Below are 26,052 nucleotides of genomic sequence, written 5' to 3'. Positions count from 1 at the left end.
CAGCCCCGCGAGGCGCACGTTGGGCGCCGTCAGGAGGTTTTCATGAAGCTCTATTTCGCTCCGCTCGCATGTTCTCTCGCCACGCGCATCGCCTTGTACGAGGCCGGCGCGGAGGCCTCGTATGTGGAGGTCGACCTGAAGACGAAGCGGACCGTGGGGGGCGCCGATTACCATGCGATCCACCCGCTCGGGTTCGTCCCCGCGCTCGAGATCGAAGGAGGCGAGATCCTCGCCGAGAACGCGGCGATCCTTCAGCTCGTGGCGGATCGGTTCCCGAAGGCGGAGCTCGCGCCGCGGGATCCGCTCGGCCGGGCGCGCCTCCAGCAGTGGCTCGGCTTCATCGGGAGCGAGCTCCACAAGGCGGTCTACAGCCCGCTGCTGAACAAGACGGCCGCGCCCGAGGTCAAGGCCCATGCGCTGGCCGGGGCGCCGCGCCGCCTCGGCTGGGTGGCCGAACGGCTCGAGGGGCGGGAGTTCCTGCTCGACCGCTTCTCGGTCGCCGACGCGTACCTCTTCGCGGTGCTCAACTGGTCCGTGGTCACGCCGATCGACCTGAAGTCCTGGCCGGCGCTCGCCGCGTACCATGCGCGCCTCCACGGACGTCCCGCCGTGGCGCGCGCCTTCGCCGAGGAGCGGGAGGGCTACTTCCGGGAGCAAGCGCGGCACGCGAAGGCCGCCGAGGCCGTCGACGCGCCGGCGCCGAACGGTTGACCCGAGCGGATCGCGCCCGGCCCGCCCGGCGAGGGGCGCGCCGGGCGCGGCGCATTCTCGGAGCGGCCCGGGCGACGATGGCGTGTGATGCGAGCCGACAGCGGGGGATGGGATGCGAGAGGAGGCGATGGCAGGCGCGAGGCGATGAGGGCGACGAGAAGCGGCGAGGCGATGGCCGGGGGGACGCGACGGCCGCGATGAATGATGGCGGGGGATTGCGCAACTAACCATAGATGGCTGACGGCCGGCGACGCACGGCCTACGCCCCACGGGCAACGGGGCAACGGGGCAACGGGGCAACGGGGCAACGGGCAAAGCGCAACGGCCGCGCGACGTTATGGATCGCTCACGAATCCCGCTTCTCACGCGCGGCCGGCTCTGATACGAGGGTCATTATGAGACACTTGCGACAACTCTTCGTATGTTCGGTCCTGGCCATTGCTGCGATCCCGGTCGGCTGCACGGCGGCCGCGCCGGACGACGCCGAGCAGGAGTCGGATGTCGGCTCGCTCAGCCTGGCCCTCGTCGGGAGCAGCTCCTCGGGCGCGACCTACCGCCTGTCCCAGGCACGGTTCGATATCTACGGCCCGACGGTGCGGACCATCTACGGAGGGGGCGACGCGCCGGTGCTCACGGAGGTGCTGCCGGTCGGTGGCTACAACGTATTCCTCCAGCCGGGCTGGGTCCTCGAGCGATCGACGGGCGTCGGCTTCCAGCCCGTCTCGGCGTCCCTCACGTCGGCGAATCCGGTGGGGGTCTTCATCGGCGAAGGCACGACGACGACCGTGGCGTTCCAGTTCCGGGCAGACAGCGATGTCATTTCCGTCGGGCATGGAAGGATCGACATCGTCATCGGGGTCGACGACACGCCGCTGTACGAGAACACCGATGTGGCCTGCAGCAACGGCTACGATGACGATCTGGATGGCCGCGCGGATTGCGCCGATCCGGACTGCCAGGGGCAGCCATTCTGCGCGCCGGTGGGTGAGGACACCGATTGGGAGTGCAGCAACGGCTGGGACGACGATGGGGATGGCCTCCCGGATTGCTCCGATCCGGACTGCCAGGGGTATCCGTACTGCTCGCCGGTGTACGAGAACACCGATGTGGCCTGCAGCAATGGCTATGACGACGACGGGGACGGCCTCGCCGATTGTTCCGATCCGGAATGCCAGTGGCAGCCGTACTGCGCGCCGGTGGGCGAGGACACCGATTGGGAGTGCAGCAACGGCTGGGACGACGACGGGGACGGCCTCCCGGATTGCTCCGATCCGGACTGCCAGGGGTATCCATACTGCTCGACGGTGTACGAGAACACCGATGTGGCCTGCACCAACGGCTACGACGACGACGGGGACGGCCTCGCGGATTGCTCCGATCCGGACTGCCAGTGGCAGCCGTACTGCGCGCCGGTGCGCGAGGACACGGACTGGACGTGCAGCAACGGCGCCGATGACGACGGGGACGGCTTCGCGGATTGCTCTGATGCGGACTGCCAGTCGCAGCCGTACTGCGCACCGGGGCTCGAGAACACCGATTGGGCGTGCAGCAACGGCGCCGATGACGACGCAGACGGCCTCGCGGATTGCTCCGATCCGGACTGCCAGGGGCTGTTCATCTGCGCGATATGAGGCCTCGTCATCGAGGATTTCGAGGACGGCGATTTCTACGGCGCCCCGCCGTACGCCAGCAGCATCCCGCCGTTCACGGGGCCCTGGATGACGTGCAACGACGGGACCACCCCGCCGATTGACGTGCTCCCCGTTGCGGGGCCTTTCAGCTCGACGGCGCTCGCGGCGCCGCGCGCGGGGTCAAGCGCTGCATGCAGTGCATCAGGCCGGCCCGCAGGTTGGCCTTGGTCACGATGGCGCTGAGGTCGAGCCCCAGCGTCACCATCGTCTGCGCCACGGTCGGGCGGATGCCGCAGATGATCCCCTCGGCGCCGAGCAGCTGGATGGCCCGCACGAGCTTGATCAGGTGATCGGCGACCTTCGTGTCCACCATCTGCACGCCGGTGAGATCGAGGACCGCGAAGCGCGCCCCGCGGCTCGCGATCGCGTCGAGCAGGCTCTCCATCGCGTCGGCCGTCCTCGCGCTGTCGACGACGCCGATCATGGGCAGCGCCAGCACGCCGTCCCACACCTCGATGATCGGCGCTGCGAGCTCCCGGATGACCCGCTGCTGCGCCTCGATCACGTCGAGCTTGGTCTGGAGGGCCTGCTGCGCGCGCTGCGCCTCCGTCACGTCGAGCGAGAACCCGAGGACAGAGCTGACTTGCCCGGTCGTCTCTCCGAGGGGGAGAATCCAGCTCTCCCAGACGCAGCCATGGGCCTCGGCCAGCCCGTGCACATGGTCACCGGCCAGCGCGCGCGTGATGGCGCCCATGGCGTCGCCGTAGAGCTCGAAGATGTTCGCCCCGACGTGCTGCCCAGGCCGATGGCCGCTGGCCTCGAGCCCCTTGCCTTCATGGTAGAGGTACGTTCCGTCGGGATCGACGGCCCACACCGCTATCGGAAGAGCGTGGATCAAGGCGCGGAGCATCCTGTCCCGGGCCCTCAGCTCCGTCAGCTCGTCGAGCGCGCCATCGCCGATCGGCGCGTCACGGAACGAGCCGTAGACCAGCCCATCCTGGCGCGCGCCGCGCACCACGCACGAGAGCGGTTTGTAGCTGCGCTCCGCGCTCATGACGCGGCCGTGGACATGGACGGGGGCGGTGCTTCCCCGCACCTGCTCCCACCTCGTGGTGAGCGCGCCGCGGTCCTCCGGGTGGAAGAGCTCGGTCAACGGGGTTCCGTGCGCGAGCGCTGGGCCGATCGTCTGGCCCAGCGCGTCGCTCCATCGCAGCAGCGCGCCGTCGCCCCCGGCGACGAACAGCATCTCCGGGGAGTGTGCGATAAAGTCATCCAGCGAGCTCAGTGCTCCGTTTGCGTCAGCCATCGTGTTCCCCTCCGCAACCGGACAGGCATACCGGGATTGCGCATCACAAGGTAGATCGATGACCGCACACGAATAGTAGGGCGCAATCCGCGACGCGCACGAAGGCATGGCCTTAATCCAATCGTCGGAACGCACGAGGGGGACATACAGCCTCGGACCACGCTCGCCGCGCGATCTCCGGTGATCCGTACGACCGGTACGTACCGGTTCGTCCGCGTCGGAGCGGCTCAGCCGCCGGAGCCGGCGTCGCCGGTGGGAATGCCGAGCAGATAGAGCTTCTTCGCCCTCCCGCCGGTCACTCCCTTCTCCCATCGGTAATCTTCACTCCGGAGCCCGCTCAGCAGCTCATCCAGGTCATCGAGCGTGTAGGTCCTCGCGTTCGAGACCGCGCCATCCCATGCGAAGCACAGCGGGATGATCGGCACGATATAGGTGAAGACGAGCTGCCGCAGGGTCATGGGCCTCGCAAGGGGCGTGATGAGGAGGCACATCACGAAGTTGATCGGGAGGGCGAGCCACCCGAGGAACATCGGATGACTGTTGTCGCTGATCTCGAAAATACAGATCGGCTGCCTGCTCTTCTGGGCCGACTCCAGTATCTTCCTCGCGCCGTCCGGCCTCATGTGATGAAAGCTGCTGACCATAGTCCTGAGACCCGCGAGGCCCGCGAGGCCCACGGAGCCAGGTGTCTCACCGTCGATCTTCGTGGCGTCCACCGGGCTCGTCTGGTAGGACACGTTGCTCCCTTCCTGGTTGTTGATGAGCTCCGCCGCCTCCTTGCTCGGGTACAGGTCCGTGAGCGTCAGCTTGATGCCCTCGAACCCGGGCCTCTCGCGCAGGATCCGCACGACGTCGATCATCGGCCCGCCGCTCCCGGAGCAGAGGTCGATGATGTTCGATGTGTTCGACTCCTTCAATGCTCTGGCGATCAGCTCGGCCAGCGCCTCGCTCGTGCCCAGCGCCCTGTGCATGACGACGATCAGGCGAGTCATGCAGGCCCGTAGCCACCCGGGAAACCAGCTGAAATCCTCTATCTCGAACAGGTGTATGCGCTTCATTCGCTCCTCGGGGTCGTGCGGCCTGGCCGCGCGCAGCCGCGCGGGTCGAGCGCTGGCTCCGTCGCGCGGCCGGTCGTCTCTCCGGCTGCCCGCTCGTATCGAGCCTAATCGATTTTGCTCTACCGCGCGATGGCATGGAGGTGCGGCGTGAAGCGCATGATCTTCGAGATGGAGACAGCGGACCCGGATGACTTCATGACGCTGCTCTGGCTCGCCGATCACCCCGACGTCGAGCTGCTCGGCGTGCTCGTCACGCCCGGCTCCGAGGATCAGTGCCGGCTCGTCCGCTGGGGTCTGGATCGCTGCGGGCGGCCGGAGGTCCCGATCGGCGCCCTGCACGGCCCCGCGTGGTGGGCGACGAGCGAGGGCAAGAAGGCGCGGGTCTCCGGCTTCCACCCGGCGTGCTACGGCCCCGGCATCCTGGAGCACCCGGTCGGCGAGGTCGCGGTCGGCCCCGCGCTGCTCGCCGAGCTGCTCCGCGATCCGGACGCCACGGTGCTCGTCGGGGCCGCGCCCAAGAACATCGGCAAGGCGTTCAAGGACGCCCCCGGGCTCCGGCTCGCTCGCTGGGTCCAGCAAGGCGGCTTCGCGGGGGACAACCTGGTCGCCGAGCCGCTCGAGAAGTTCCGCGGGCGCCTCACCTGCCCGAGCTTCAACCCCGGCGGCGCGCCCCGGGAGGCGCTCGCGCTGCTCGCCTCACCGCAGATCGGAGAGCGCAGGTTCGTCTCGAAGAACGTCTGTCACGGGGTCGTCTACACCGAGGCCATGCGCGAGGCGCTGAGCCGCCGGGTCTCCGGGCGATCGCCGCGGAGCGGCCTAACGGGGATGATCGACGCGCTCGATCGGTACCTGGCAGACAAGGGCGTTGGCAAGGCGATGCACGATCTCGTCGCGGCCGCCTGCGCGCTCGACGAGCGCGTCTGCGACTTCGTCGAGGTCGAGATCTACCGCGAGAAGGGCGAATGGGGGGCGCGCGCCATGGAGGGCACGAGCACGCGTATCTCGATCGGGTTCCACGAGGAGCGCTTCCTCGACGTGCTCGCGCGCTGAGCCGCCGTCGGAGCACGCCTCACCGGGCTGCGCAGGCCTTGCGGAGGGCGCGCGCCCTGTCGATGCACGCGGCGAGGGCGTCCTCGGGCGGCTCGTCCGGGCACGCGGCCTCGAAGGCGCGGATGGCGTCGCGGAGCCCCCCTGCGCCGCCGACGCCCAGATCGAGCTTGTGCTTGTGGTCGTCGTCGTCGCCGCCGGCGAGCAGGAGCGTTCCAACGACGGCGCCCACGACGACGACGCCCGTGACGACCCCCGCCACGATCACGCCCGTCTTGCCGTCCACGTCAGGCGGCTCCGCGTCCGGGAGCGACGGCGCGCCCACCGGGGGCGGCTTGGCTTCGAGGCCCGCGGCGAGCGCGGTGGTGGCGATGCCGCCCGCGAGCCCCAGGCCGCCGATGACGAGGCTCGACAGCGTGAGCGCGCTCGGCCCCGCGTCCGCGCGCGCGCTCACGCTGGCGGAGAGGCGCACCTGCGCCGCGTTGCACGCGGCGTAGGCGTCGAGGCGGTGGATCTCGAGCGACGCGCGGGGCGCGGTATCGGGCGGCAGCTTCGCCGCGAGGATGATGTCGTCCGCCGATCGCCGGAACGTGAGAGGTGCGAGCGGCTCGGGGGCGGCCGCGGGCGGCGTGGAGGCCTTGCCGCAGCCGGCCAGTCCACACGCGATGAGCAAGAGCGTCGTGCAGGAGAGGGCATGATCGCGCCTTTGGGTCATACAGCCACGCTACGCCGATCGAGCGCGGCTTCGTCGAGCGAAATTGGCTCGTCGCAGATCGGAGCGACCGCCGGCGAGCGGGCTGAGCCTGGATGACAACGTGGTGGGGTCGACGCGTCGAGGAGCGGAAGGTGCGATATGTGCAGGCCTGTTGGCCGTCTCGAACGTGAGCTCCACCGCGTGTGTTAAGATACCACCCCTGGCGGCCGGCCTCGCGTTTCGCGGGAAGATGCCCGGTCACGGCGAGGGTCTTCGCAGGATGGGATTCGAGCGGGCGTCGCGCGAGGTCAGGAGATGAGCACGGCCGATCGCCGGCGGCCGGCGGATGTCCTCGAGGCGCTCCTCCGGGAGCCGCAGCGCCGCGCGCTGTGGCACGCGTCGGCCAGAGCGCTCATGCCGTTCGGCCGCGGTCCGGTGCCCGCCGAGCTCTCGGCCGATCTTCTGGTGCGGGTCCTCGACCTGCGACGTCCTGCCGAGGGGTACGACGAGAAGCTCTATGCACGTCTGGACGTCGCGCACCTGCGCGGCCACGTTGCGCGCACGCTCGGGAGGATGGGCCGCCGCGCCGCCGTCGCGGTGCCGGTGCTCGTCGAGACGCTGCGCGAGCCGCTCGGGGAGCGGTGCTCGCCCATGTGCTGCTCGGCCTCGTCCGTGCGTCACGAGCAGATCCTCGCCCGGGTCAGCGTGCTCGATGCGCTGCGCCGGCTGGGCCCGCAGGCGGGGAAGAGCGTGCCGGCCGACGTCGTGGCGGAGCTCCTCGCGCCGGCGTCCCGCAGGATCGCCCTGAGCGCGGCAGAGCTCCTCGCGCGACATCCGGAGAGCGCGCTTCACCACCGCGCGGCGCTGCTCGAGGCGCTCGAGCATCCGTACGCGCCCGTGGTCGAGGCGGCCGCGCGCGGGCTCTCGCGGGCGGCCCCGAGCGCCGCGCGCGAGGCGGTGCGGCCCCTGACGACGCTGCTCCGACACGAGCAGGGCGGCGTGCGGCGCGCCGCGATCCGGGCGCTCGTCGCGATGCGCCCGGGCGCGAAGGGAAGCGAGATCGCGCGGGCGGAGGAGCGCTTCGTGTGGCTCGCCGAGCGCGATCCGGACGCCGCCGTGCGGGCGGTGGCCCGCCGCGCTCTCGGGTCGCTCGAGGGCCCGTCGGGGGTCGACGGTGGCTAGGACTTCCGCTCGTCGCTGTCGCCGAGCATCCCCTCGGGCTTGAGCCCGATCACGAACTTCCCTCCGGCCTTCGCCGCGGGGGGCGTCGGCCCATCACGGGGTGAATGCCCGCAGCAGCCGATCGCGCTGCGCCCGCAAATAGCGGATGTCCTCTTCGTACAAAGCGGGGTGGCCGGCCGCGATGTGCGCCTGGGATGCGACGTCGCCGGCCGCGGCCCGCGCGCGCATGGAGGCGAGCAGCGCCGCCAGCCGGTCGGCCACGGTGTCGAGCAACAGGGGCCCGGGCGCGACGCCATAAGCGCGGCAGAACCGAGCTGCGTGCCGCGCCTGGTCCTCGGGGCTGCCGGCGCTGTCCGGGTTGCTCGGCGCGTGCAGCGGCGCGAAACGATAGACAGCGTACGCCACGTCCCACACGCGCGGGCCCGGATGAGCGGTATCGAAATCGATGAAGCCGACGACCCGGCCGTCGCGGACGACACAGTTGTAGGGCGCGAGGTCGCCGTGACAGATCACCTCGGCCGGTGGGCGGGGCGGGAGCTGCCACCGGTCGTCCGGTCCCGACACGAACGTCGCGCTGGCGTCGTGGAACCGGCGCAGCAGGGTGGCGGCGGACGCGAGGAGCTCGGGAGTGCGCAGCTCGTCCGGGAGCGGGTTGTGGACCTCGCCATCGAGGTACGACAGCACCTCGTTCCCCTCATCGTCGCACCCGAGCGGCTCCGGCGCCGCGTCGAAGCCCGCCGCGCGGAGGTGCCGCAGCAGCCGGTGGATGGCAGGCGTGGCCGCCGTCGCGGGCCGGTGGACCCTGTCGCCGCGCCGGCGCACGGTGTTCACGCCGCCCTTGAATACCTGCTCGTCGACCATCCAGCCTCGGGGCGCTACGGCGGGAGGAGGAGCTCCTCGAGGACGGTTGTCAGCTCGTCGACCCTCACCGGCTTGGTCAGGTACCGGTAGAACCCGGCCTGCTCGGCGCGGCGGGTATCCCGGGCCATCGCCGCCGCGCTGAGCGCGATCACGGGGATGTCGCGCGTCTCCGGCCACTCCTCGAGCTTGCGCATGGCCTCGTAGCCGCTCATCCCGGGGAGGTTGATGTCCATGATGACGACCTCGGGTCGACGCGAGCGCGCGAGCTCGATGCCGATCTCGGCGTTCGGCGCGGTGATCAGGTGGACACGCTCGAACTCGGAGATGAGCTCCTCCATGAACGCGATGTTCGACGGGTTGTCCTCGACGTAAAGGACCGAATGACGGATGCCGCCGGGCCCGGCGAGCGGCGACGCCTCCAGGCGCGCGCCCGCCTGCGCCGGGGCGGCGACCGCCGGCGGCTCCTGGTGCGCCGGGAGCTCGATCCAGAACTCGGACCCTTCGCCCGGGATGCTGGCGAAGCCGACGCCGCCGCCCATGAGCTCCGCGAGCCGCTTCGTGATGGCGAGGCCGATCCCGGTCCCCTCGATCGGCCCCGTCTCCTGACCGGCGCGCTGGAAGGGCTGGAAGATCTTCGCGTGCTGCTCCTGGGGGATGCCGATACCGTTGTCGATCACGCAGATCTTCACGACCCCGTCCTCCGGCATCGAGACCGCGATCGTGGCGCGGCCCCCCCTGCGGCCGTACTTGATCGCGTTCGAGCCGTAGTTCATGAGGATCTGCGCGAAGCGCGTGCGATCCGCCGTGATCTTCGGGAGCTCCGTGGGGAGGGGCGCGAGCGCGATCTCGATCCCGGCGCGCTGGGCCATGGGGTCGAGCGTCGTCTTCACCTCGGCCAGCACCTCGGGGACGTTCACCGGCTCGATCGACACCGTGACGCGGCCCGCCTCGATGCGCGAGAGGTCCAGGATGTCGTCGATGAGCTTGAGCAGGTGCTCGCCGCCCTTGAGGACGTGCTCTATCCGCTCCTTCTGGCGATCGGTGAGCGGCGTCTTCCTGTCGCGGTGCAAGAGCTGGGCGAAGCCGAGGATCGCGTTGAGCGGCGTGCGGAGCTCGTGGCTCATCGAGGCGAGGAACTCGCTCTTCGCGGAGCTCGCGGCCTCGGCGATGCCGCGCGCCTTGCGGAGCTCCTCCTCGCGCTGCACGTCGCCGGTCATGTCCCAGAGGGTGCACACGGTCCCGCCCTCGGCCGTGCGGCGCTCGGTCGCGCGCAGGCTGCGCCCGTCGCTCGTGCAGAGATCCAGCGTGCCATTCGGCTCTGCGTGGTAGGCGAGCATCCTCTCACGGAAGGCGGCCGGAGGCTCGCCGCCGAGGGCGAACAGCCCCGCGGCGAGGCTCTCGCCGAGGATCTCATCATAGCTCCGCCCGACCATGGGGCCGTCCACCCGCGCGCCGAGCCAGTGCCGGTACACGCTGTTGCAGAGCGCGAGCCGATCCTGCGCGTCGAACACGGCGAACGCGCCCTGGAAGCTCTCCACCGCGCTCCGCAGGAGGTCGCTCGTGCGTTGCGCCACGGCCTCGAGGCGCTTGCGGTCGCTGATGTCGCGGATGGCGCTCGAGAAGAGGGTGCCCCCCTCGGTCGCCAGCGGGCTGAGGCTGATCTCGACCGGGAACTCGCTGCCGTCCCTCCGGCGGCCGAACAGCTCCAGCCCCGACCCCATGGGGCGCGCCCTGGGCGCGGCGATGAACGCCGAGCGGTTCGCGACGTGAGACCGCTGGAATCGCTCCGGGAGCAGGATCTCGATCGCCTGCCCGATGAGCTCGCCGCGCGTGTAGCCGAACATTCGCTCGGTCTGGACGTTGACGAACACGATACGTCCCTGTTCGTCGACGACCACCATGGCGTCGGGCGCCGCGTCGATGAGCAGGCGGAACGTGCCGTCGTCGAGCTGGCGAGCGCCAGGTGCATGGGGCGCCGGCTCGGGTGCAGGCAGGCGCTCGGCGGAGGAGATTTCATGGGTCATCGGGGAACCTCACACAGAACACGGCGCCAGGCGCGTTGTCCTCGATCCGGATGGTCCCGCCGTGCGCCTCGACGGCCATCTTGCAGAACGCGAGCCCGAGGCCGCGGCCGGCGCGGTGGCGGACTGGAGCGTCGCCTCCGAGCTGGACGAAGCGATCGAACACCTGCTCGCGCAGCTCGGCGGGGATGCCCGGCCCCGAGTCCGCGACGCGGATCTCCACCTCGGCGCCGCGCTTCACGGCGCTCACGGTCACCGCCGTCCCGGGCGGGGCGTGGACGATCGCGTTCTCGAGGAGGTTCTCGATCGTGCGGCGGAGCAGGTCCGGGTCGGCCCGGACGGCGGGCGCCTCGACGGCTTCGCGCAGGGAGATCGAGCGGGAGCTCGCGCGCAGGTCGAGCGCGGCGAACACCTCGAGCACGAGCGCGCGGAGATCGACGCTCGCTCGCTCGGGGGCGAGCCTCCCCTCCTCGCTCTTGCTGATGTCGAGCAGGTTGTAGATGAGCCGCAGCAGGGCGCGCGCCTGGTCGCGGATGTGCCGCGCGGAGTCGCGCGCCTCCTCCGGGAGCGCGCGGTCCCGGAGCAGGAACTGCGCGTGCAGGTCCATGCTGCTGACGGGGTTCTTCAGATCGTGCACGACGAACGCCGTGAGCCGCTCTTTCTGGAGCTGGAGGCGCATCAGCGCGTCGCGCTGCTGCCGGACGAGCTCGACGTGGTCGCGCAGCTCCGCGCCGAGCCGGCGCAGCCGCAGGGCGGCCTGCACCCGCACGAGCAGCTCCGACGGGCGGATCGGCTTCGTCAGGAAGTCGTCGCCCCCGGCGCGAAGCGCGCTGTCGAACGTGTCGACGTCGCGGAGCGCCGTCAAGAACACGATCGGCGTGCTCGCGCCCTCGGGCAGGCTGCGGAGCCGGGAGCACACGGCGAAGCCGTCCATCCCCGGCATCCGCACGTCGAGGAGCACGCAATCCGGCTTGTGGCGCTCGAATTGCTCGAGGGCCTCCTCTCCCGTGACGGCGAGCACGACCTCGTAGCCGTCGTCCTCGAGCGTGGCCTGGGCGAGCGCGCGGTTCTGTTCGTTGTCATCGACGACCAGCACCTTGGATCTCGGCTCGTGCTGTTCCATGCGCCCTCGGCTACGGGCGCAACCTTACATGAGCGGCAACGGCCCTACCATAGCGTTCAGGTCATGGTCGTCGCTGGACGGCGCCCCGATGCTGTCGTGACAGCGCCAAGATTGCCGCATTTGCCCGTTCTCCGCGCGAGGCGCTACGTCAGCGTCCCGTTACATCGTTTCCCTCGTGGCCTCTGGTCACGCCGGCTCCGCGAGGGAGGGAGTGCGGCGCAACGCACCGAAAGGAGGCTGTCATGAACAACATTCGTCGCCAGGAGAACAAACTGGCTTTGTCGGGAGCCTCCTTGGATTCGAGTCCCTGGAACCTCATGATGTCGGCGCGTCGTTCACCGGCAACCGCCTCACCGTGAGCGGGAAGCGCGAGGAGGAGAGACGTGATGAGAAGGAGGCGTATTGCTCGTTCGAGCGGGCGCCGGACGGAAGGCGCCTCGGCCGTCCGGGGCCACCGGGTGGCCCTTGCGGCGACCTCCTGCGCGCGGGGCGCCTAGGTCGGGCTTCGACGCAGCGACGCGCCATGCGACGCCGGAGGGACGCTCCACGCTGCGCCCGCCCGCCGGAGGCCGGAGAGGAGAACAGAGCTCTCGCCGGTTTGCGACGCTCGGGGCCCTGGGCTGCGCCGGGCTCCCCGTGTACGCTCTCCGTGGATTTCTCATGTCGACATGCCCTACGTGCCGAACCGAGCATGCGGACGGCGTCGCTGCCTGCGCGACGGACGGTGAGACGCTCGCGGCGGAGCCCGCGCCGCCTGGCGCCGATCCCGAGCTCTCGCCGGGCACGCCGGTCGGCGAGTACCGCGTCGAGGCGAAGATCGGAGCGGGGGGCTTCGGCACGGTCTACCGCGCGATCCACCCCGTCATCGGCAAGGCGGCGGCCATCAAGGTCCTGAGCCGCCAGTGCTCAGCGAACCCGCAGCTCGTCTCCCGCTTCGTCGCGGAGGCGCGGGCCGTGAACCAGATCAGGCACCGCAACATCATCGACATCTTCTCGTTCGGCGCCCTCGAGGACGGCCGGCACTACTACGTGATGGAGCTGCTCGAGGGGATGACCCTCGACGCCTACCGCCGCAAGCGCGGGCGCCTCCCGCCCGCAGAGGCGCTGCCCATCCTCGTCAAGATCGCGCGCGCGCTCGACGCCGCGCACGCCGCGGGCATCGCGCACCGCGATCTCAAGCCCGAGAACGTGTTCCTGGTCTTCGACGAGGACGGCGCGATCTTCCCGAAGCTGCTCGACTTCGGCATCGCCAAGCTGCTCGGCGAGTCCTCGGGCGCGGTGCACAAGACGCGGACGGGGCACCTGATCGGGACGCCGCTCTACATGTCCCCCGAGCAGTGCCGCGGAAAGAACGTCGATCACCGGACGGACATCTACTCGTTCGGGATCCTCGCGCACGAGCTGCTCGCCGGCGCGCCGCCGTTCGACGCCGAGAACGCGTTCGACCTCCTGATCAAGCACACGTCGGAGGCGGCGCCCCCCGTGTCGACCGTGGCGACGCACCTCGCGCCGGCGCTCGACGCGCCGCTGCTGCGGATGCTCGAGAAGGACCCCGCGAGCCGCCCGGCGTCGCTGCTCGAGGCGACCGTGGCGCTCGTGGAGGCCGCGCGCGGCGCGGGGTACGAGCTGCCCGGGGGCCTGCTGCGGGCGAGCGACGCAGCCGTCGGGCGCGGCGCCGGCGAGGCCGCCGCGGGGCGCCGCGCGCGCGCCGCGGCCGCGGCGCCGCTGGACGCTGGGCTCGCACCGACGCAGCGCGGTCCCATCGCGGAAGCGAGCTCGGGGCTGCACGGGAACGAGACGCTGCTGCAGGGATCGCTGCCGGGCAAGCTGGAGAGCACGCCGGCTGCGGCGCCGCGGCGGAGGGCGGCGCTCGCCGCGGCCGCCGTCCTCGGCGTCGGCGCGGCCGCCGCGCTCACGCTGCACCTCGGGCACGGCGAGCCGGCGGCCGATGCGCTGCGCGCGCGCGCGTCGGCCGCAGCGGAGTCGGCCGCGCTGGTCGCCCCGGTCCTGCCGGCTTCCGCCGTCGCCGCGGCCGCGCCCGAGCCGGCCGCGCCGCCTCCGTCGCTGGAGGCGACCGCCGCGGCCGCGCCCGCCGCGAGCGCCGATGCGGCGCCGCCCGACGTCGAGCTGCGGATCCAGGCGACGCCGAAGGAGCTCGAGGTGTGGAGCGAGGGCAAGCTCGTCGGCAAGGCGCCGGGGCCGCTGCGCCTGGCGCGCGGGCGCGCCGTGAAGCTCACCTTCAAGGCGCCCGGGTACCAGGAGCAGGTGCAGGAGGTCCCGGCGGACGCGGACGGCGCGATCACCGTGGCGTTGAAGAGGGCGGCGTCGATCGCGCGGGGCGCCGTCAGGAAGGGCGACCTGGAAAACCCGTTCCAGTGAGCATGCGCGCGCGGCCCAGCTTCAGGCGACGGCGACAGGTGCGGGCGATCGGGGGTGCCGCGGCGCTGCTCGTCGCGGCTGCCGGCTCGACCGGGTGCGAGGAGCTCGGCGAGATCTCCCCGGGCGTGTGCGGCAACGGCGTCATCGAGCCGTCGCGCAACGAGGACTGCGACTGCTTCGAGGCCAGCGAGCCCTGCGAGGTGACGACGCGGGATGCGCAGGGCGCGACCTCGAAGACCATGTGCAACCCGGCCGGAAGCGAGAACGAGTGCCGCTTCGCGTGCGACGACGTGGACCACGAGTGCCCGAGCGGGTGGGGCTGCGGGGTCGACCGCGTGTGCCGCGTCTCCACGGGCAATTTCAAGCCGCTCGGCGCCGCGCTGCCGCTCGGCGCGCAGCGGCTGATCACCGGTGATCTCGACGGCGACGGCCGCGGCGACCTCGTGGGCGTCGGCTCGACGAGCCTCGAGGCGCTCTATTTCGATGCGAACAGCACGGTGGGGACCCGGGTGTCGATCCCCTCCGCAGGCGACACGCCCGCGCTCGCGCGCCTGACCGACGACGGGACGACGGACATCGCGCTCAGCGTGGGGCCTGGCGTGGCGATCCTGAGCGGCGAGCCGGGCCGCACGTTCGCGCCGGTCCCCGTGCTCGCGTCGGTGTTTCGCCTGGGTTCGCTGTTCGGCGCGGCGTCCGAGACGACGACCCTCCGCAGCGCGCGGCTCTTGCCCGTCGGAAGCACGCGCGAGGACGGACAGACGTGGGTCGCCCTGGTCGTCGGGACCGACACGGGCGGCGCGGCGCCGGAGGATGTCATCGCCGTCGTGCAGGGGTCGGAGAGCGGCCGACTCTCGCTCATCGATCGGCAGCGCGGGCGGCGCGACGTCGCCGGTCCGCTCGCGAGCGCGGAGCTCGGCGGCGGCCCGCTCCACGAGGTGGTCGTCGCCCTCACGGACGACTCCGCCGTGCACATCTACTCGCCGGACGACGGCGCGCACACCGCGGTGGAGCTCCCGGCCGGCGCGCGGATCGCGGGCGCGGCCTTCCTCCGGGACGTGACCGGCGACGGCGTCCTCGATCTGCTCGTGGGCGCCACGTGCGCGCAGCCTGACCCCCGCTTGCCCGCGGGCGCGCCTTGCTACGAGCTCGACGTCGCGGAGGGCGCGGGCGGCGGCGCGTTCGGCGACCTGGCGCCGTACGGCGATCTCTCGTACCCGGCGGGCGACATGAGCTCCGGGCGCTTGCCCGGCTTCGGGGCCCCGGTCGCGATCGGCGATCTCAACGGTGACGGGGTGATCGACATCGTGGACCCCGACGCCGTGAGGCTCGGAGAGGCCCGGCCGTCTCCTCCCTACCAGGTCGAGTTCGGCCGGCTCGCGCCGGCGAACGGCCGGCGCTGGACGAGCGCGGTGATCGCAGACCTGACCGGCAACGGCGCGCCCGACGTCGTGGCCGGCTCCGCGGACGCGACGGATCTGACGTTCTTCAACGGCGTCCCCGGCGCGAAGGCCTCCGACTTCAAGCTCAACGAGCTCAAGATCCCGACGCTGGGCAACGTCTCGAGCTTCGTCGTGGGCGACTTCGACGGCGATCTCCTGCCGGACCTCTCGTTCGCCGAGAGCGCCGGGAGCTCGCTGTCGAGCGCGGATCACCCGACGCTGGCCGTCTGCTTCGGCCGGTACATGAAGGCGCCGGAGCCGCCGGTGCGGCTCGGCGCCTTCGAGGGGCTCCTCGACATCGCGGCGGTGCGGCTCCCCGAGCCGGACGACGCCGTGGACGACATCAGCGTGCTCTTCTCGCACGGCGGGGACGTCGCGTTCAGCCTCATCGAGGGCAGCAGCTCGCGGTCGCTGCTCCCGCCGCTGCCGCTCGTCCGCTCGGGCGACGTGCGGCAGGCAGGCGAGCTGCGCGCCGTGAGGAGCATCGCCGGCCGCTTCGGGGGCGATCGGGCGGAGGTCGCCTCGCTGACGATCGCTCCTCCGAGCCCTGGCTCCTCCCGGGGCTCCGCCGAGCTCTGGCTCTTGCCGGCGGTCGACTCCGGCGCGATCGCCATGGCCGACGAGGACAAGCACCGCGTCTCGCTCCCCGCGGAGCTCGTTCCCTCCCGGGAGCCCGGGTGGGCGCTGGATGGGGTCGCCGTCGATCTCGACAGCGATGGAACCGATGAGCTCGTCCTCTCGCTGCCGATCGAGGTCGCGGAGGAGGACGCGGCGGCGGAGGCGGGGACGCCGGCCCTGGCCGGCGCGATCGCCCTCGTGCGCCGTGGCGCGAGCGGCGCCTTCGAGGCGCCGGAGGCGGCCTTCGCGCCCGCGCCTCACAGGCTGTACGGGGGGCTCCGCGCCGGCGACATGGACGGCGACGGGCACGCGGACGTCGTGGGCATCGCGTACGAGCTGGCGCCAGGGACCCGCGCGATCACCGCGAGCCGGCTCGCCGTCTTCTGGAACACGGGCGATGGCGCGCTCGACGCGCCGATCGAGCTCGAGGCGCCCGACCCCAGCGTCGAGGACCTGGCGAGCGAGGTCACAAGCGCCGACTTCGCCCGCGTGGACGCGGGGGCGGGGAGGTCGCTCGTCGTGCTCACGCGCCGCGCGGCCTACGCGCTCGACGTGTGCAGCGAGGGCGCGGCGGATTGCCATGACCTCGGCCAGCGCGAGCTCCGCGAGCTCGACGGCCTCCCCGGCGGCTCCGCGATCGCGACGTGCGACGTCCTCGGCGATGGGGTCGACGATCTCGCGGTGCTCAGCGACGGCGCGCTCCGCGTCCACGAAGGAGTCCCGATCCGCCGATGAAGACCTCGCTATGCGTCGTGCTCATGGCCTTCGCGGCGACCGCGCTCGCGCCGAGCGCGGCCTCGGCGGAGGAGGACATCGAGCAGGCGAAGGCGCTCTACAACGCCGGCGCCCAGGCCTACGCCGCGACGCGGTACCGCGACGCGGTGCAGTCGTTCGAGGCGGCGTACAGGAAGGCGCCGCGCCCTGCCCTCCTGTTCTCGCTGGCCCAGGCCTACCGGCGCCTGTACGTGGTCGAGCAGAGCCCCGAGGCGCTGCGGGCGGCCATCGCGAACTACCGGCGCTACCTGGAGCAGGTCCCGCAGGGCGGGCGCCGAGCGGACGCGACCGAGGCCCTGAGCGAGCTCGGGGTGATGGCCGCGCGCCTCGAGGCGAGCGCTCCGTCGTCGCCCGCCGCGTCCGCCGCGCCGGAGGCGGCGCCGGCCGACGTCAGGCCGCGGACCCGCATCAACGTCACCTCGCCGACCGCGGGGGCCCGCGTGTCCATCGACGGCGGCGCGCTGGCCGACGTGCCGCTGATGGCCGAGGTGCAGCCGGGCAAGCACCGGATCAAGATCACGGCCGACGGCCACGTCGACGAGGAGCGCGAGGTGGTCGCGATCGAGGGGGACATCCTCGGGATCGACCGGGAGCTGCGCGAGCGGCCGGCGCTCCTCCAGGTGAAGGCCCCCGTCGGCGCGCAGGTCACGCTGGACGGGCGCCTCGTCGGCACGACGCCGCTGCCGCCCCTCCAGGTCGCCCCCGGCAAGCGGTTCTTCGTCGCCACGAAGAACGGCCACACGCCGTTCTCGCGCGAGCTGACGCTCCGCCGCGGCGAGCGCCGTGTCATCGAGGTGAGCCTCTCTAGCTCCTTCCAGCGGAAGATGTCCTATGGCCTCGTCGCGGTGGGGGTCCTGTCCGCCGGCGTCGGCGTGCTGACGCTGGCCTCGGGCCTCGAGGAGGAGGAGCAGGCGCGCGAGATCGCGGACAAGCGCGCGGTGCAGGGGATCTCCGAGGAGGAGCTGGGCGACTACCAGGCTCACCTCGACACGCGCGACGAGCTCGCGAACGCGACCATGGGCCTGTTCGGCACGGCCGCGGCGTTCGCCCTCGGCGGCTTCGTGTTCTACGCGTTCGACACGCCGAACCCGCCGCCGCTGCCCGCGCGCACGGACCCCGCGCCCGCGCGCACGGGCGGCCCGATGCTCGAGCTCTCGGCCGTGCCGATTTTCGGGCCGGGGCTCGGCGGGGCGGGGCTCGTCGGCCGGTTCTGGTGAAGGCACCGCGGCGCGGGCCGCCGAGGGCGGCCGTCGCGGACGAGCGGCGGCGATCGATCGCGAGCTAGCGGCTGTATCTGGGAGGAGGTCGACCCGAGCGACGCGCGGTGCTCGGGCGTCGCGGGCCCGCGGGGGAGGCGTCGAACGACGCCTTCGCCCCGCGCGCCCGCCGTCGCTCGATCATCAGTTGGGGAAACCGTCGAACTGGCAGGTCAGGCTGCAGCCGTCGCCGCCCGTGCGGTTGCCGTCGTCGCACGCCTCGTAGGGTTTCTGCACCTTGCCGTCGCCGCAGTACGGGCCGTAGACGCAGCCCGGCGCGCACTTGCCGTAGCCGCCGGTGTTCTTGCCGTCGCCGTCGTCGCACTGCTCCGGGCCGTTGCGGATGCCGTCGCCGCAGCGCGGGCCGAGCTGGCAGCGCGGGCCGCACTGGCCGTAGCCGCCGTCGTTCTTGCCGTCGTCGCACTGCTCGCCGGGCTGGACGACGCCGTCGCCGCACTGCCCGCCGAGGCGGCAGTTGTTGCTGCAGCCCGTGGCCTCGTTCGGGGGATCGCACTGCTCGCCCCACTCCTCGTCGACGCGGCGGTCACCGCACTTCGCCGCCGGGCTGCAGTCGGGCATGCAGCTCCCGTAGAAGCCGTCGTTCACGCCGTCGTCGCAGGTCTCCGTGCCGTTGACGCGGCCGTCGCCGCAGTACGGCCCGTACTGGCAGAGGTCGTCGCACCCGTTGTATTCGCCGCTGTTCTTGCCCTCGCCGAGATCGCAGTCCTCCTCCGCGGGCTGGACGATGCCGTCTCCGCAGCGCGGCCCGAAGATGCACGAGGGACCGCACTTGCCGTACTCGCCGTCGTTGATCCCGTCGTCGCACTCCTCGCCGAACTGCGGCTGGATCACCCCGTCGCCGCAGTGCGCGCCGAGCCGGCAGCTCACGCAGTTCGGGTCGGTCGCGCTGTCGCACTCCTCGCCCCAGTCGGCGTCGACGCGGTTGTCGCCGCACCTCGGCGCCGGCGTGCAGCCCGGAGCGCAGGTGCCGTAGGTGCCGTCGTTGACGCCGTCGTCGCACGCCTCGGCGCCGTTCCTGATGCCGTCGCCGCAATACGGCCCGTAGTCGCAGGTCGCGGTGCACCCGCCGTAGCCGCCGGTGTTCTTGCCTTCGCCGAGATCGCAGTCCTCCTCGCCGGGCTGGACGATGCCGTCGCCGCAGCGCGGCCCGTTGAGGCACGCGGGGCCGCACTGGCCGTACCCGCCGTCGTTGACGCCGTCGTCGCACTCCTCGCCGAGGTTCGGCTGCGTGATCCCGTTGCCGCACTGCTTGGGGAGCCGGCAGCTCACGCAGCTCGGGTCGGCCGCGTTGTCGCACTCCTCGCCCCACTCGGTGTCGACGCGGTTGTCACCGCACCTCGGCGCCGGCGTGCAGCTCGGGTTGCAGGTGCCGTAAGCGCCGTCGTTCTTGCCGTCGTCGCACCCCTCGGCGCCGTTCCTGATGCCGTCGCCGCAGTACGGACCGTAGTTGCAGGAGGCGGTGCACCCGCCGTACCCGCCGGTGTTCTGCGCGCTGCCGAGGTCGCACTGCTCTTCCTCGGACTGGACGATGCCGTCGCCGCAGCGCGGCCCGTAGAGGCACGAGCGCCCGCATTCGCCGTAGCCGCCGTCGTTGACGCCGTCGTCGCATTCCTCGCCGAGGGCCGGCTGCGTGATCCCGTTGCCGCACTGCGGGGGGAGCTGGCAGTTCAGGCAGTTCGGGTCGGCCGCGTTGTCGCACTCCTCGCCCCACTCGGTGTCGACGCGGTTGTCGCCGCACCTCGGGGCCGCCGTGCAGTTCGCGTTGCAGGTGCCGTAAGCGCCGTCGTTCACGCCGTCGTCGCACCCCTCGGCGCCGTTCCTGATGCCGTCGCCGCAGTACGGGCCGTAGTTGCAGGTCGCGGTGCAACCGCCGTACCCGCCGGTGTTCTGGGCGCTGCCGAGGTCGCAGCGCTCTTCCTCGGACTGGACGATGCCGTCGCCGCAGCGAGGCCCGTAGAGGCACGAGCGCCCGCACTGGCCGTAGCCGCCGTCGTTGACGCCGTCGTCGCAGTCCTCGCCGAGGTCCCGCTGCGTGATCCCGTCGCCGCAGTGCTCGCCGCGCTGGCAGCGCACGCAGTTCGGGTCGGTCGTGCTGTCGCACTCCTCGCCCCAGTCGGCGTCGACGTGGTTGTCGCCGCACATCGGCGCCGGCGTGCAGTTCGGGTTGCAGGTGCCGTAGAAGCCGTCGTTGACGCCGTCATCGCACCCCTCGGTGCCGTTCCTCTTGCCGTCGCCGCAGTACGGCCCGATCTGGCACTCGCGCGTGCAGCCGCCGTAGCCGCTCGCCGTGTTGCCGGAGCCGAGGTCGCACGCCTCGTACGGCGCGTTGACCGCGCCGTCGCCGCACCGGGGCGGGGCCACGCACCCCGGCGCGCAGGCGTTCGAGGCGTTGGCGTACGTGCTGTTGTTGACCCCGTTGTCGCAGGTCTCCATGCCGTTCCTGATGCCATCGCCGCAGTACGGACCGAGCTGGCAGTTGTTGCACTGGCCGTAGCCCGTCCCGTTCTTGGTGCCGTCGTCGCACTCCTCGCCCGGCGTCACGACCGGCGGGTCGACCCCGCACTGCGGCCTGCACACCGACGTGCCGGCGCTGAAGCCCGACAGCGTGAGCTGGTAGTTCGACCCGGTGACGTGGCGCTCGGCCTGGAACACCGCGATCTCGTAGACCTTGCCCGGCTCGAGGTTCAGGTCGACGTCGTAGGGCGCGCGGGCGTCCGCAGGGCAGGTGTTCTGGGTGCAGGGGGTCACGCGGGCGTCGCCGTTGTCCAGGATGGTCACGCTCTCCTGGAGCTGCGCGTGGATGCCGCCGATGTCCGCGGTCAGCGTGTTCTTGATGAACACCCAGACGTCGTCATCGCCGAAGAAGGTGAGCACCGGATCGGCCGCGGCGCCGTTCGGCGTGAACTGGAACCAGTACCGGACCTCGCTCGTGAAGTAGTAGTTGTGCGAGGGGTTGCTCTGCTGCGCCTTCTCCAGCCCGGTGGAGACCAGGTTGTTGCGGAGCACCGGATCGCCGTTCGTCTGGGTGGGGTCCACCGGCCAGAACGGGCTCCGCTGGTACACGTACCTGCCGGCCTGCGGGGTCAGCTCGATGGTGGTGACGAGCGTCCTGTTGTACGTCGGGTTGTCCCGGTACCACCACTGGAAGTTGTTCTGCCCCGTGGTCCAGCCGTTCGCGTCGCTCGGCGTGACGAAGCCGGGGCCGAACCTGCTGACGGGCTTGCCGGCGGAGTCGAGCGTCGGCTGGACCATCTTGTCGATCTGATTGCCGCTGGGCTCGATCTCGAAATCGAAGTGCCCGACGAGGGTGTCCGTCAGGTTGTTGTCGCACGCGCTGTTGCTGACGGTGCGGTCGTACGAGGTCGGGCACCAGCCGATGAAGTCGCGGATGACCATCGGCAGCCGCATCTCGGTGGGCTGAACGGTGCACGTGTAGCCCGGCTCGATCGTGCACGTGGCGGAGCAGCCGTCGCCGCTCGTGGTGTTGCCGTCGTCGCACGCCTCGGTGGGGTCGCCGGGCAGGAGGATGCCGTCGCCGCACCTCGAGATGCACGCGCCGCCGCTGCAGTTCGGCTCGCCCTTGCAGTCCGGCGTGCAGCCGTCGCGCCAGTTGCCGTTGCCGTCGTCGCAGGCCTCGGTGCCCTCGCGAATGCCGTTGCCGCAGACGGAGAAGCCCGTGCAATCCTGGGGCTCTCCGTTGTCGCAGACGCTCCCGGGCTCGATCCGGCAGGTCTCGTCGCAGCCGTCGTCCGAGAAGGGATTGCCGTCGTCGCACTGCTCGGCGCCGTTCTTGACGCCGTCGCCGCAGACGGTCTTGCAGGGGAACCCGACGCGCGAGCAGTCCCACCCGTCCTCGATCGTCCTGCAATCGGCGCTGCATCCGTCGCCGCTCGCCGGGGGCTGCTTCCCGTCGTCGCACACCTCGGTGCCGCTGATCTTGCCGTCGCCGCACACGGGCGGCGGCGGCGGGGTGCAGCGCCCGCCGGCCGGCGGGCACGTCCAGCCGACCTCGATCTTGCATTGCGCTGTGCAGCCGTCGCCGCCGACAGGGTTTTCCCCGCCGCCGTCATCGCACTGCTCGCCGAGCTGCACCGTGCCGTCGCCGCAATAGGTCCTCACGGTGCAGGGCTGGCCGGGCTTGCAGATCCAGCCCTGTTCGAGCCGGCAATCCGCCGTGCAGCCGTCGCCCGACGCGGGCGGTTTGCGGCCGTCGTCGCACTCTTCGCCGTTGTTCACCCGGCCATCGCCGCACTGGAAGACGAGGACGCAGGCCTTGCCGGGCTCGGGGCACACGTACGCCGGGTCCACCGTCTTGCAATCCGCGCTGCAGCCGTCGCCGCCCGCGGTGTTGCCGTCGTCGCAGATCTCGCCGGGGTTCACGGTGCCATCGCCGCACCGGAACAAGAGCACGCAGGGCTGCCCCGGGGTCGGGCAGCTGTAGAAGGACTCCTGCCGGCACAGGCTAGAGCAGCCGTCGCCGCCCGCGGTGTTGCCGTCATCGCACTGCTCGCCGGTCTCCTTGAGGCCGTTGCCGCAGGCCGGCAGCCGGGTGCACGGCTGGCCCGGCAGGCTGCACTGATACCCCTGCTCGCGCATGCAGTCCGCGCTGCAGCCGTCGCCGCTCCGGGTGTTGCCGTCCTCGCACTGCTCGCCGTCGTTCACGCGGCCGTCGCCGCACCAGTAGTTGAGGGTGCAGGGCTGGCCCGGCGTGGTGCACGTGTAGATCGGGTCCACCCCGCTGCAGTCGGCGCTGCAGCCGTCGCCGCCCACGGTGTTGCCGTCGTCGCAGACCTCGCCCGGGCTGAGCACGCCGTCGCCGCACCGGATCAAGAACTCGCAGGGCTGCCCCGGCGTCCGGCAGTTGTAGAAGGCCTCCTGCCGGCACAGGCTCGAGCAGCCGTCGCCGCTCGCGGTGTTGCCGTCGTCGCACTGCTCGCCGGTCTCCTTGAGGCCGTTGCCGCAGGCCGGCAGCCGGGTGCACGGCTGGCCGGGGCGGCTGCACTGATACCCCTCCTCGCGCATGCAGGTCGCGCTGCAGCCGTCGCCGCTCCGGGTGTTGCCGTCCTCGCACTGCTCGCCGTCGTTCACGCGGCCGTCGCCGCACCAGTAGAGGCGGGTGCAGGGCTCACCCGGCTTGGGGCACGTGTAGATCGGGTCGACCGCCTTGCAATCCGCGCTGCAGCCGTCGCCGCCCACGGTGTTGCCGTCGTCGCAGACCTCGCCGGGGTTGATCGCGCCGTCGCCGCACCAGTAGAGGAGGGTGCAGGGCCGACCCGGGGTCGGGCAGGTGTAGAAGGCCTCCTGCCGGCACAGGCTCGAGCAGCCGTCGCCGCTCGCGGTGTTGCCGTCGTCGCACTGCTCGCCGCTCTCCAGGGCGCCGTTGCCGCAGACCGGGAGCCGCGTGCAGGGCTGCCCGGGCCGCGAGCACACGAAGCCGGGCTCGCGCATGCAGGTGGCGCTGCAGCCGTCTCCGGACGCGGGCGGGTCGTCGCCGTCCTCGCACTGCTCGCCGTTGTTCACGCGCCCGTCGCCGCAGCGATAGAGGAGGATGCAGGGCTTCCCCGGCTCGGAGCACGCGTAAAGCGGGTCCAGCGTCTTGCAGTCGGCGCTGCAGCCGTCGCCGTCCTGGGTGTTGCCGTCGTCGCAGATCTCGCCCGGATCCACCGCGCCGTCGCCGCACCGGATCAGGAGCTCGCAGGGCTGCCCCGGCGTCGTGCAGACGTAGAAGGACTCCTGTCGGCAGAGGCTCGAGCAGCCGTCGCCGCTCGCGGAGTTGCCGTCGTCGCAGAGCTCGCCGGCCTCCTTGATCCCGTTGCCGCAGACCGGCAGGCGCTCGCACGGCTGCCCGGGCCTCGGGCACACGAAGCCCGCCTCCCGCTTGCAGTCCGCGCCGCAGCCGTCGCCGGACGTCTCGTTGCGGTCGTCGCACTCCTCGGAGCCGTTCACGCGGCCATCGCCGCAGTCGTAGAGCAGCGTGCACGGCTCGCCCGGCCTCGGACAGACGTACGAGGGATCGACGAAGATGCAGTCTGCGCTGCAGCCGTCGCCGTCCGCGGTATTGCCGTCGTCGCAGAACTCGCCGGGATCGACCACGCCATCGCCGCACGCGATGGTCAGCACGCAGGGCTCGCCGGGCGTCGGACACGCGCAGTAAGGCTCGATCTCGCACAGACCGGAACAGCAATCGCCGGGCAGGCTGTTGCCGTCGTCGCACGCCTCGCTGGCCTGGTTGATCTCGCCGTCGCCGCAGGCGGGCTCCTGGGGCAAGAGGCACTCGGGGGGCGGGTCGTCGACGGCGCAGGGATCGGGCCCGCCGCCGCTTCCGCCGCCGCCGGAGGCGACGCCCGAGCCGAAGTCATTGCCGCCGTCGCCGGAGCCGCTGGAGGTCACGCTCCCCGCGCCGCCTGTGCCAGGCTCGCCCGTGGAGGGCGCGCCCCCACCACAGGCGGCGACTATTTGCAGCAATCCAACGGCCAAAGCCAGATAAGACGTTCTCAAACTCACGACACACCTCGACGAACACGAGCGGCTGCGCTCGGGCAGGACCAGGACGAACACGAGCGGCTGCGCTCGGGCAGAAAGGCCGACGACCCGTTTCCAGGGTAGCCCGGCCGCCCTTCGCACCTCTAGGCGAAAATCACTTCATCCTGCGCCACTCGGCCACTCCCGCACGGGTTCCCGTTCGCAGCGGAGTCTGCGGAGCGCCGCTGACGAATGACGCGCGTTGCGCGACGCAGCGACGGATGGACACGGTGTTTCATTTCAGCTGCTGGTGCACGGGCCCGCGGGCCAGGCTGGCAGCTCGGTTCGGTCTTGACATTCGCTCTGCGACGGGACGTCGGAGATGGTTTGCGTCCCAAGAGGGCGCGGAGATCTCCGCGCCCCGCGGATCCCGCGGCGGCGCGCTATCCGCCTGCTCGCCCGAGCACGCCGCCGAGGCCCATCCACGCGATGTACGCCCGCTGCACGTCCGCTGTCTTTTGGTTGATCTCCTCCACGGCGCCGTTGCCCAGCGGGTCGAGCACGGTGCGCAGCGGCCGCTCCCCGGCCGGCAGCGCCGTGAGCCTCAGGATCGCGTCCGCGACCTGCTGCGGGTCTGGCGGGCCTTGGCGCTTCATCGTCTCGATCACCGGCTTCCACAGCTCCGTGGCGAGCGCGAACAGGGGGCCATACTCCGCCGCTCGGGCCTCGTCGGCCTGCATCGCGTTGGCCATCACGCCGGTCGTCGGGAACGCGCCCGGCTCGACGATGGCGACGTCGATCCCGAGCGGCGCGAGCTCGTAGCTGATGCACTCGGCCATCGCCTCGAGCGCGAACTTGCTCGCGCTGTAGTGGCCGAAGAGCGGCGTCACGACCCGCCCGACGGCGCTGCTCACGTGGACGAGGAGGCCGCTCTTCTGCCGCCGCATTGCGGGCAGCACGGCGCGGTTGACGCGCACGGCGCCGAGGTAGTTCACCTGGAACGTGGCCTCGGCCTGCGCCACGGTGAACGCCTCGAGCGGCCCCTGGGACAGGACGCCCGCGTTGTTGATCACGACGTCGACGCCGCCCGCCTCGTCGAGCACGCGCGCCACGGCCGCGTCGACCGAGGCGTCGCTCGTCACGTCGAGCTCGATCACGCGCAGCGCGAGCCCCTCGCGCGCGGCGAGCTCCGCGAGCTCGGACGCCGGCCCCGCGTTCTTCGACGTGATCGCGCGCATCGCGGCGAAGACGCGGTGTCCCGCGCGGGCGAGGGTGACGGCGGTCGCGCGGCCGAAGCCGCTGCTGGATCCTGTGATGAGGGAACGGAGCTCTCGGGTCATTCTCACGCTCGCTTTCGAAAGGGGAGCAAGGAGCGTATCGCGCTGGATCCACCCGGCGGAACCGGCGAACGGCGATCGTCTCGCTTCTGCGCCCCGAAATAGTTCCACTGGGCCTGGAGCGATCGACTC

General features: G+C 71.6%; 15 protein-coding genes. 7 read left to right on the top strand and 8 right to left on the bottom strand.

Annotation, left to right across the window (positions count from 1 at the left end):
- Positions 1-42: 42 nt before the first annotated feature.
- Together WMF29_RS26730 and WMF29_RS26725 are read left to right on the top strand one after the other, a co-directional pair.
- A complete protein-coding gene (locus tag WMF29_RS26730; protein WP_437322969.1) occupies positions 43-711 on the top strand; it encodes a glutathione binding-like protein in 669 nt (222 codons plus the stop codon).
- A gap of 395 nt (positions 712-1,106) precedes the next feature.
- A complete protein-coding gene (locus tag WMF29_RS26725; RefSeq protein ID WP_437322968.1) occupies positions 1,107-2,342 on the top strand; it encodes a hypothetical protein in 1,236 nt (411 codons plus the stop codon).
- A 145-nt stretch (positions 2,343-2,487) separates the two neighbouring features.
- On the opposite strand, the gene WMF29_RS26720 is transcribed toward WMF29_RS26725, so the two are convergent.
- The gene (locus WMF29_RS26720) at positions 2,488-3,648 is read right to left on the bottom strand and encodes a PAS domain-containing protein (protein WP_437322967.1); all 1,161 of its coding nucleotides are present in this window, start codon (positions 3,646-3,648) and stop codon (positions 2,488-2,490) included.
- A 227-nt stretch (positions 3,649-3,875) separates the two neighbouring features.
- Positions 3,876-4,706 (bottom strand): hypothetical protein, encoded by an 831-nt coding sequence (locus tag WMF29_RS26715; protein ID WP_437322966.1) that lies wholly within the window; start codon positions 4,704-4,706, stop codon positions 3,876-3,878.
- 147 nt (positions 4,707-4,853) lie between these two features.
- Between WMF29_RS26715 and WMF29_RS26710 the strand changes: the two genes are divergently transcribed.
- A complete protein-coding gene (locus WMF29_RS26710) occupies positions 4,854-5,756 on the top strand; it encodes a nucleoside hydrolase (RefSeq protein WP_437322965.1) in 903 nt (300 codons plus the stop codon).
- A gap of 19 nt (positions 5,757-5,775) precedes the next feature.
- On the opposite strand, the gene WMF29_RS26705 is transcribed toward WMF29_RS26710, so the two are convergent.
- Positions 5,776-6,468, bottom strand: coding sequence for a transcriptional regulator (locus WMF29_RS26705; RefSeq protein WP_437322964.1), 693 nt, complete (start codon positions 6,466-6,468; stop codon positions 5,776-5,778).
- A 294-nt stretch (positions 6,469-6,762) separates the two neighbouring features.
- Here WMF29_RS26705 and WMF29_RS26700 point away from each other — a divergent pair, with 294 nt between their 5' ends.
- Positions 6,763-7,629 (top strand): HEAT repeat domain-containing protein, encoded by an 867-nt coding sequence (locus tag WMF29_RS26700; protein WP_437322963.1) that lies wholly within the window; start codon positions 6,763-6,765, stop codon positions 7,627-7,629.
- 93 nt (positions 7,630-7,722) lie between these two features.
- On the opposite strand, the gene WMF29_RS26695 is transcribed toward WMF29_RS26700, so the two are convergent.
- The 3 genes from WMF29_RS26695 to WMF29_RS26685 are packed head-to-tail and all read right to left on the bottom strand — an operon-like array spanning position 7,723 to position 11,634.
- On the bottom strand, positions 7,723-8,490 hold the full coding sequence (locus tag WMF29_RS26695; protein ID WP_437322962.1) for a phosphotransferase enzyme family protein: 768 nt from the start codon (positions 8,488-8,490) through the stop codon (positions 7,723-7,725).
- A gap of 14 nt (positions 8,491-8,504) precedes the next feature.
- Positions 8,505-10,514 carry a PAS domain-containing hybrid sensor histidine kinase/response regulator gene (locus WMF29_RS26690; RefSeq protein WP_437322961.1) on the bottom strand — a complete coding sequence of 670 codons (2,010 nt, stop codon included), beginning with the start codon at positions 10,512-10,514 and terminating at the stop codon, positions 8,505-8,507.
- Entirely contained in the window at positions 10,504-11,634 is a 1,131-nt protein-coding gene (locus tag WMF29_RS26685; RefSeq protein WP_437322960.1) for a hybrid sensor histidine kinase/response regulator, read from the bottom strand. Before WMF29_RS26685 ends, WMF29_RS26690 begins: the two co-directional genes overlap by 11 nt.
- Positions 11,635-12,294: 660 nt before the next feature.
- Between WMF29_RS26685 and WMF29_RS26680 the strand changes: the two genes are divergently transcribed.
- From WMF29_RS26680 to WMF29_RS26670, 3 genes are read left to right on the top strand one after another with little or no spacing between them, the layout of a single operon-like run.
- The gene (locus tag WMF29_RS26680) at positions 12,295-14,013 is read left to right on the top strand and encodes a serine/threonine-protein kinase (protein ID WP_437322959.1); all 1,719 of its coding nucleotides are present in this window, start codon (positions 12,295-12,297) and stop codon (positions 14,011-14,013) included.
- Positions 14,010-16,805 carry an FG-GAP repeat domain-containing protein gene (locus tag WMF29_RS26675; protein WP_437322958.1) on the top strand — a complete coding sequence of 932 codons (2,796 nt, stop codon included), beginning with the start codon at positions 14,010-14,012 and terminating at the stop codon, positions 16,803-16,805. Before WMF29_RS26680 ends, WMF29_RS26675 begins: the two co-directional genes overlap by 4 nt.
- Positions 16,802-18,061, top strand: a complete 1,260-nt coding sequence (locus tag WMF29_RS26670) for a PEGA domain-containing protein (protein ID WP_437322957.1) — start codon at positions 16,802-16,804, stop codon at positions 18,059-18,061. Before WMF29_RS26675 ends, WMF29_RS26670 begins: the two co-directional genes overlap by 4 nt.
- A 183-nt stretch (positions 18,062-18,244) precedes the next feature.
- Here the strand turns inward: WMF29_RS26670 and WMF29_RS26665 are convergent, their stop codons facing one another.
- Positions 18,245-24,586: a DUF4215 domain-containing protein gene (locus WMF29_RS26665; protein ID WP_437322956.1), complete on the bottom strand. Its 6,342-nt coding sequence runs from the start codon at positions 24,584-24,586 to the stop codon at positions 18,245-18,247.
- Positions 24,587-25,026: 440 nt separating this feature from the next.
- On the bottom strand, positions 25,027-25,923 hold the full coding sequence (locus WMF29_RS26660) for an SDR family oxidoreductase (RefSeq protein ID WP_437322955.1): 897 nt from the start codon (positions 25,921-25,923) through the stop codon (positions 25,027-25,029).
- Positions 25,924-26,052 lie beyond the last annotated feature (129 nt).

The organism is Sorangium sp. So ce381 (assembly GCF_051473845.1).
GTDB classification, from domain to species: Bacteria; Myxococcota_A; Polyangia; order Polyangiales; family Polyangiaceae; genus Sorangium; species Sorangium atrum.
The sequence above is the reverse complement of the archived record's forward strand: the minus strand, read 5'-3'. Positions and strand labels throughout refer to the sequence as shown.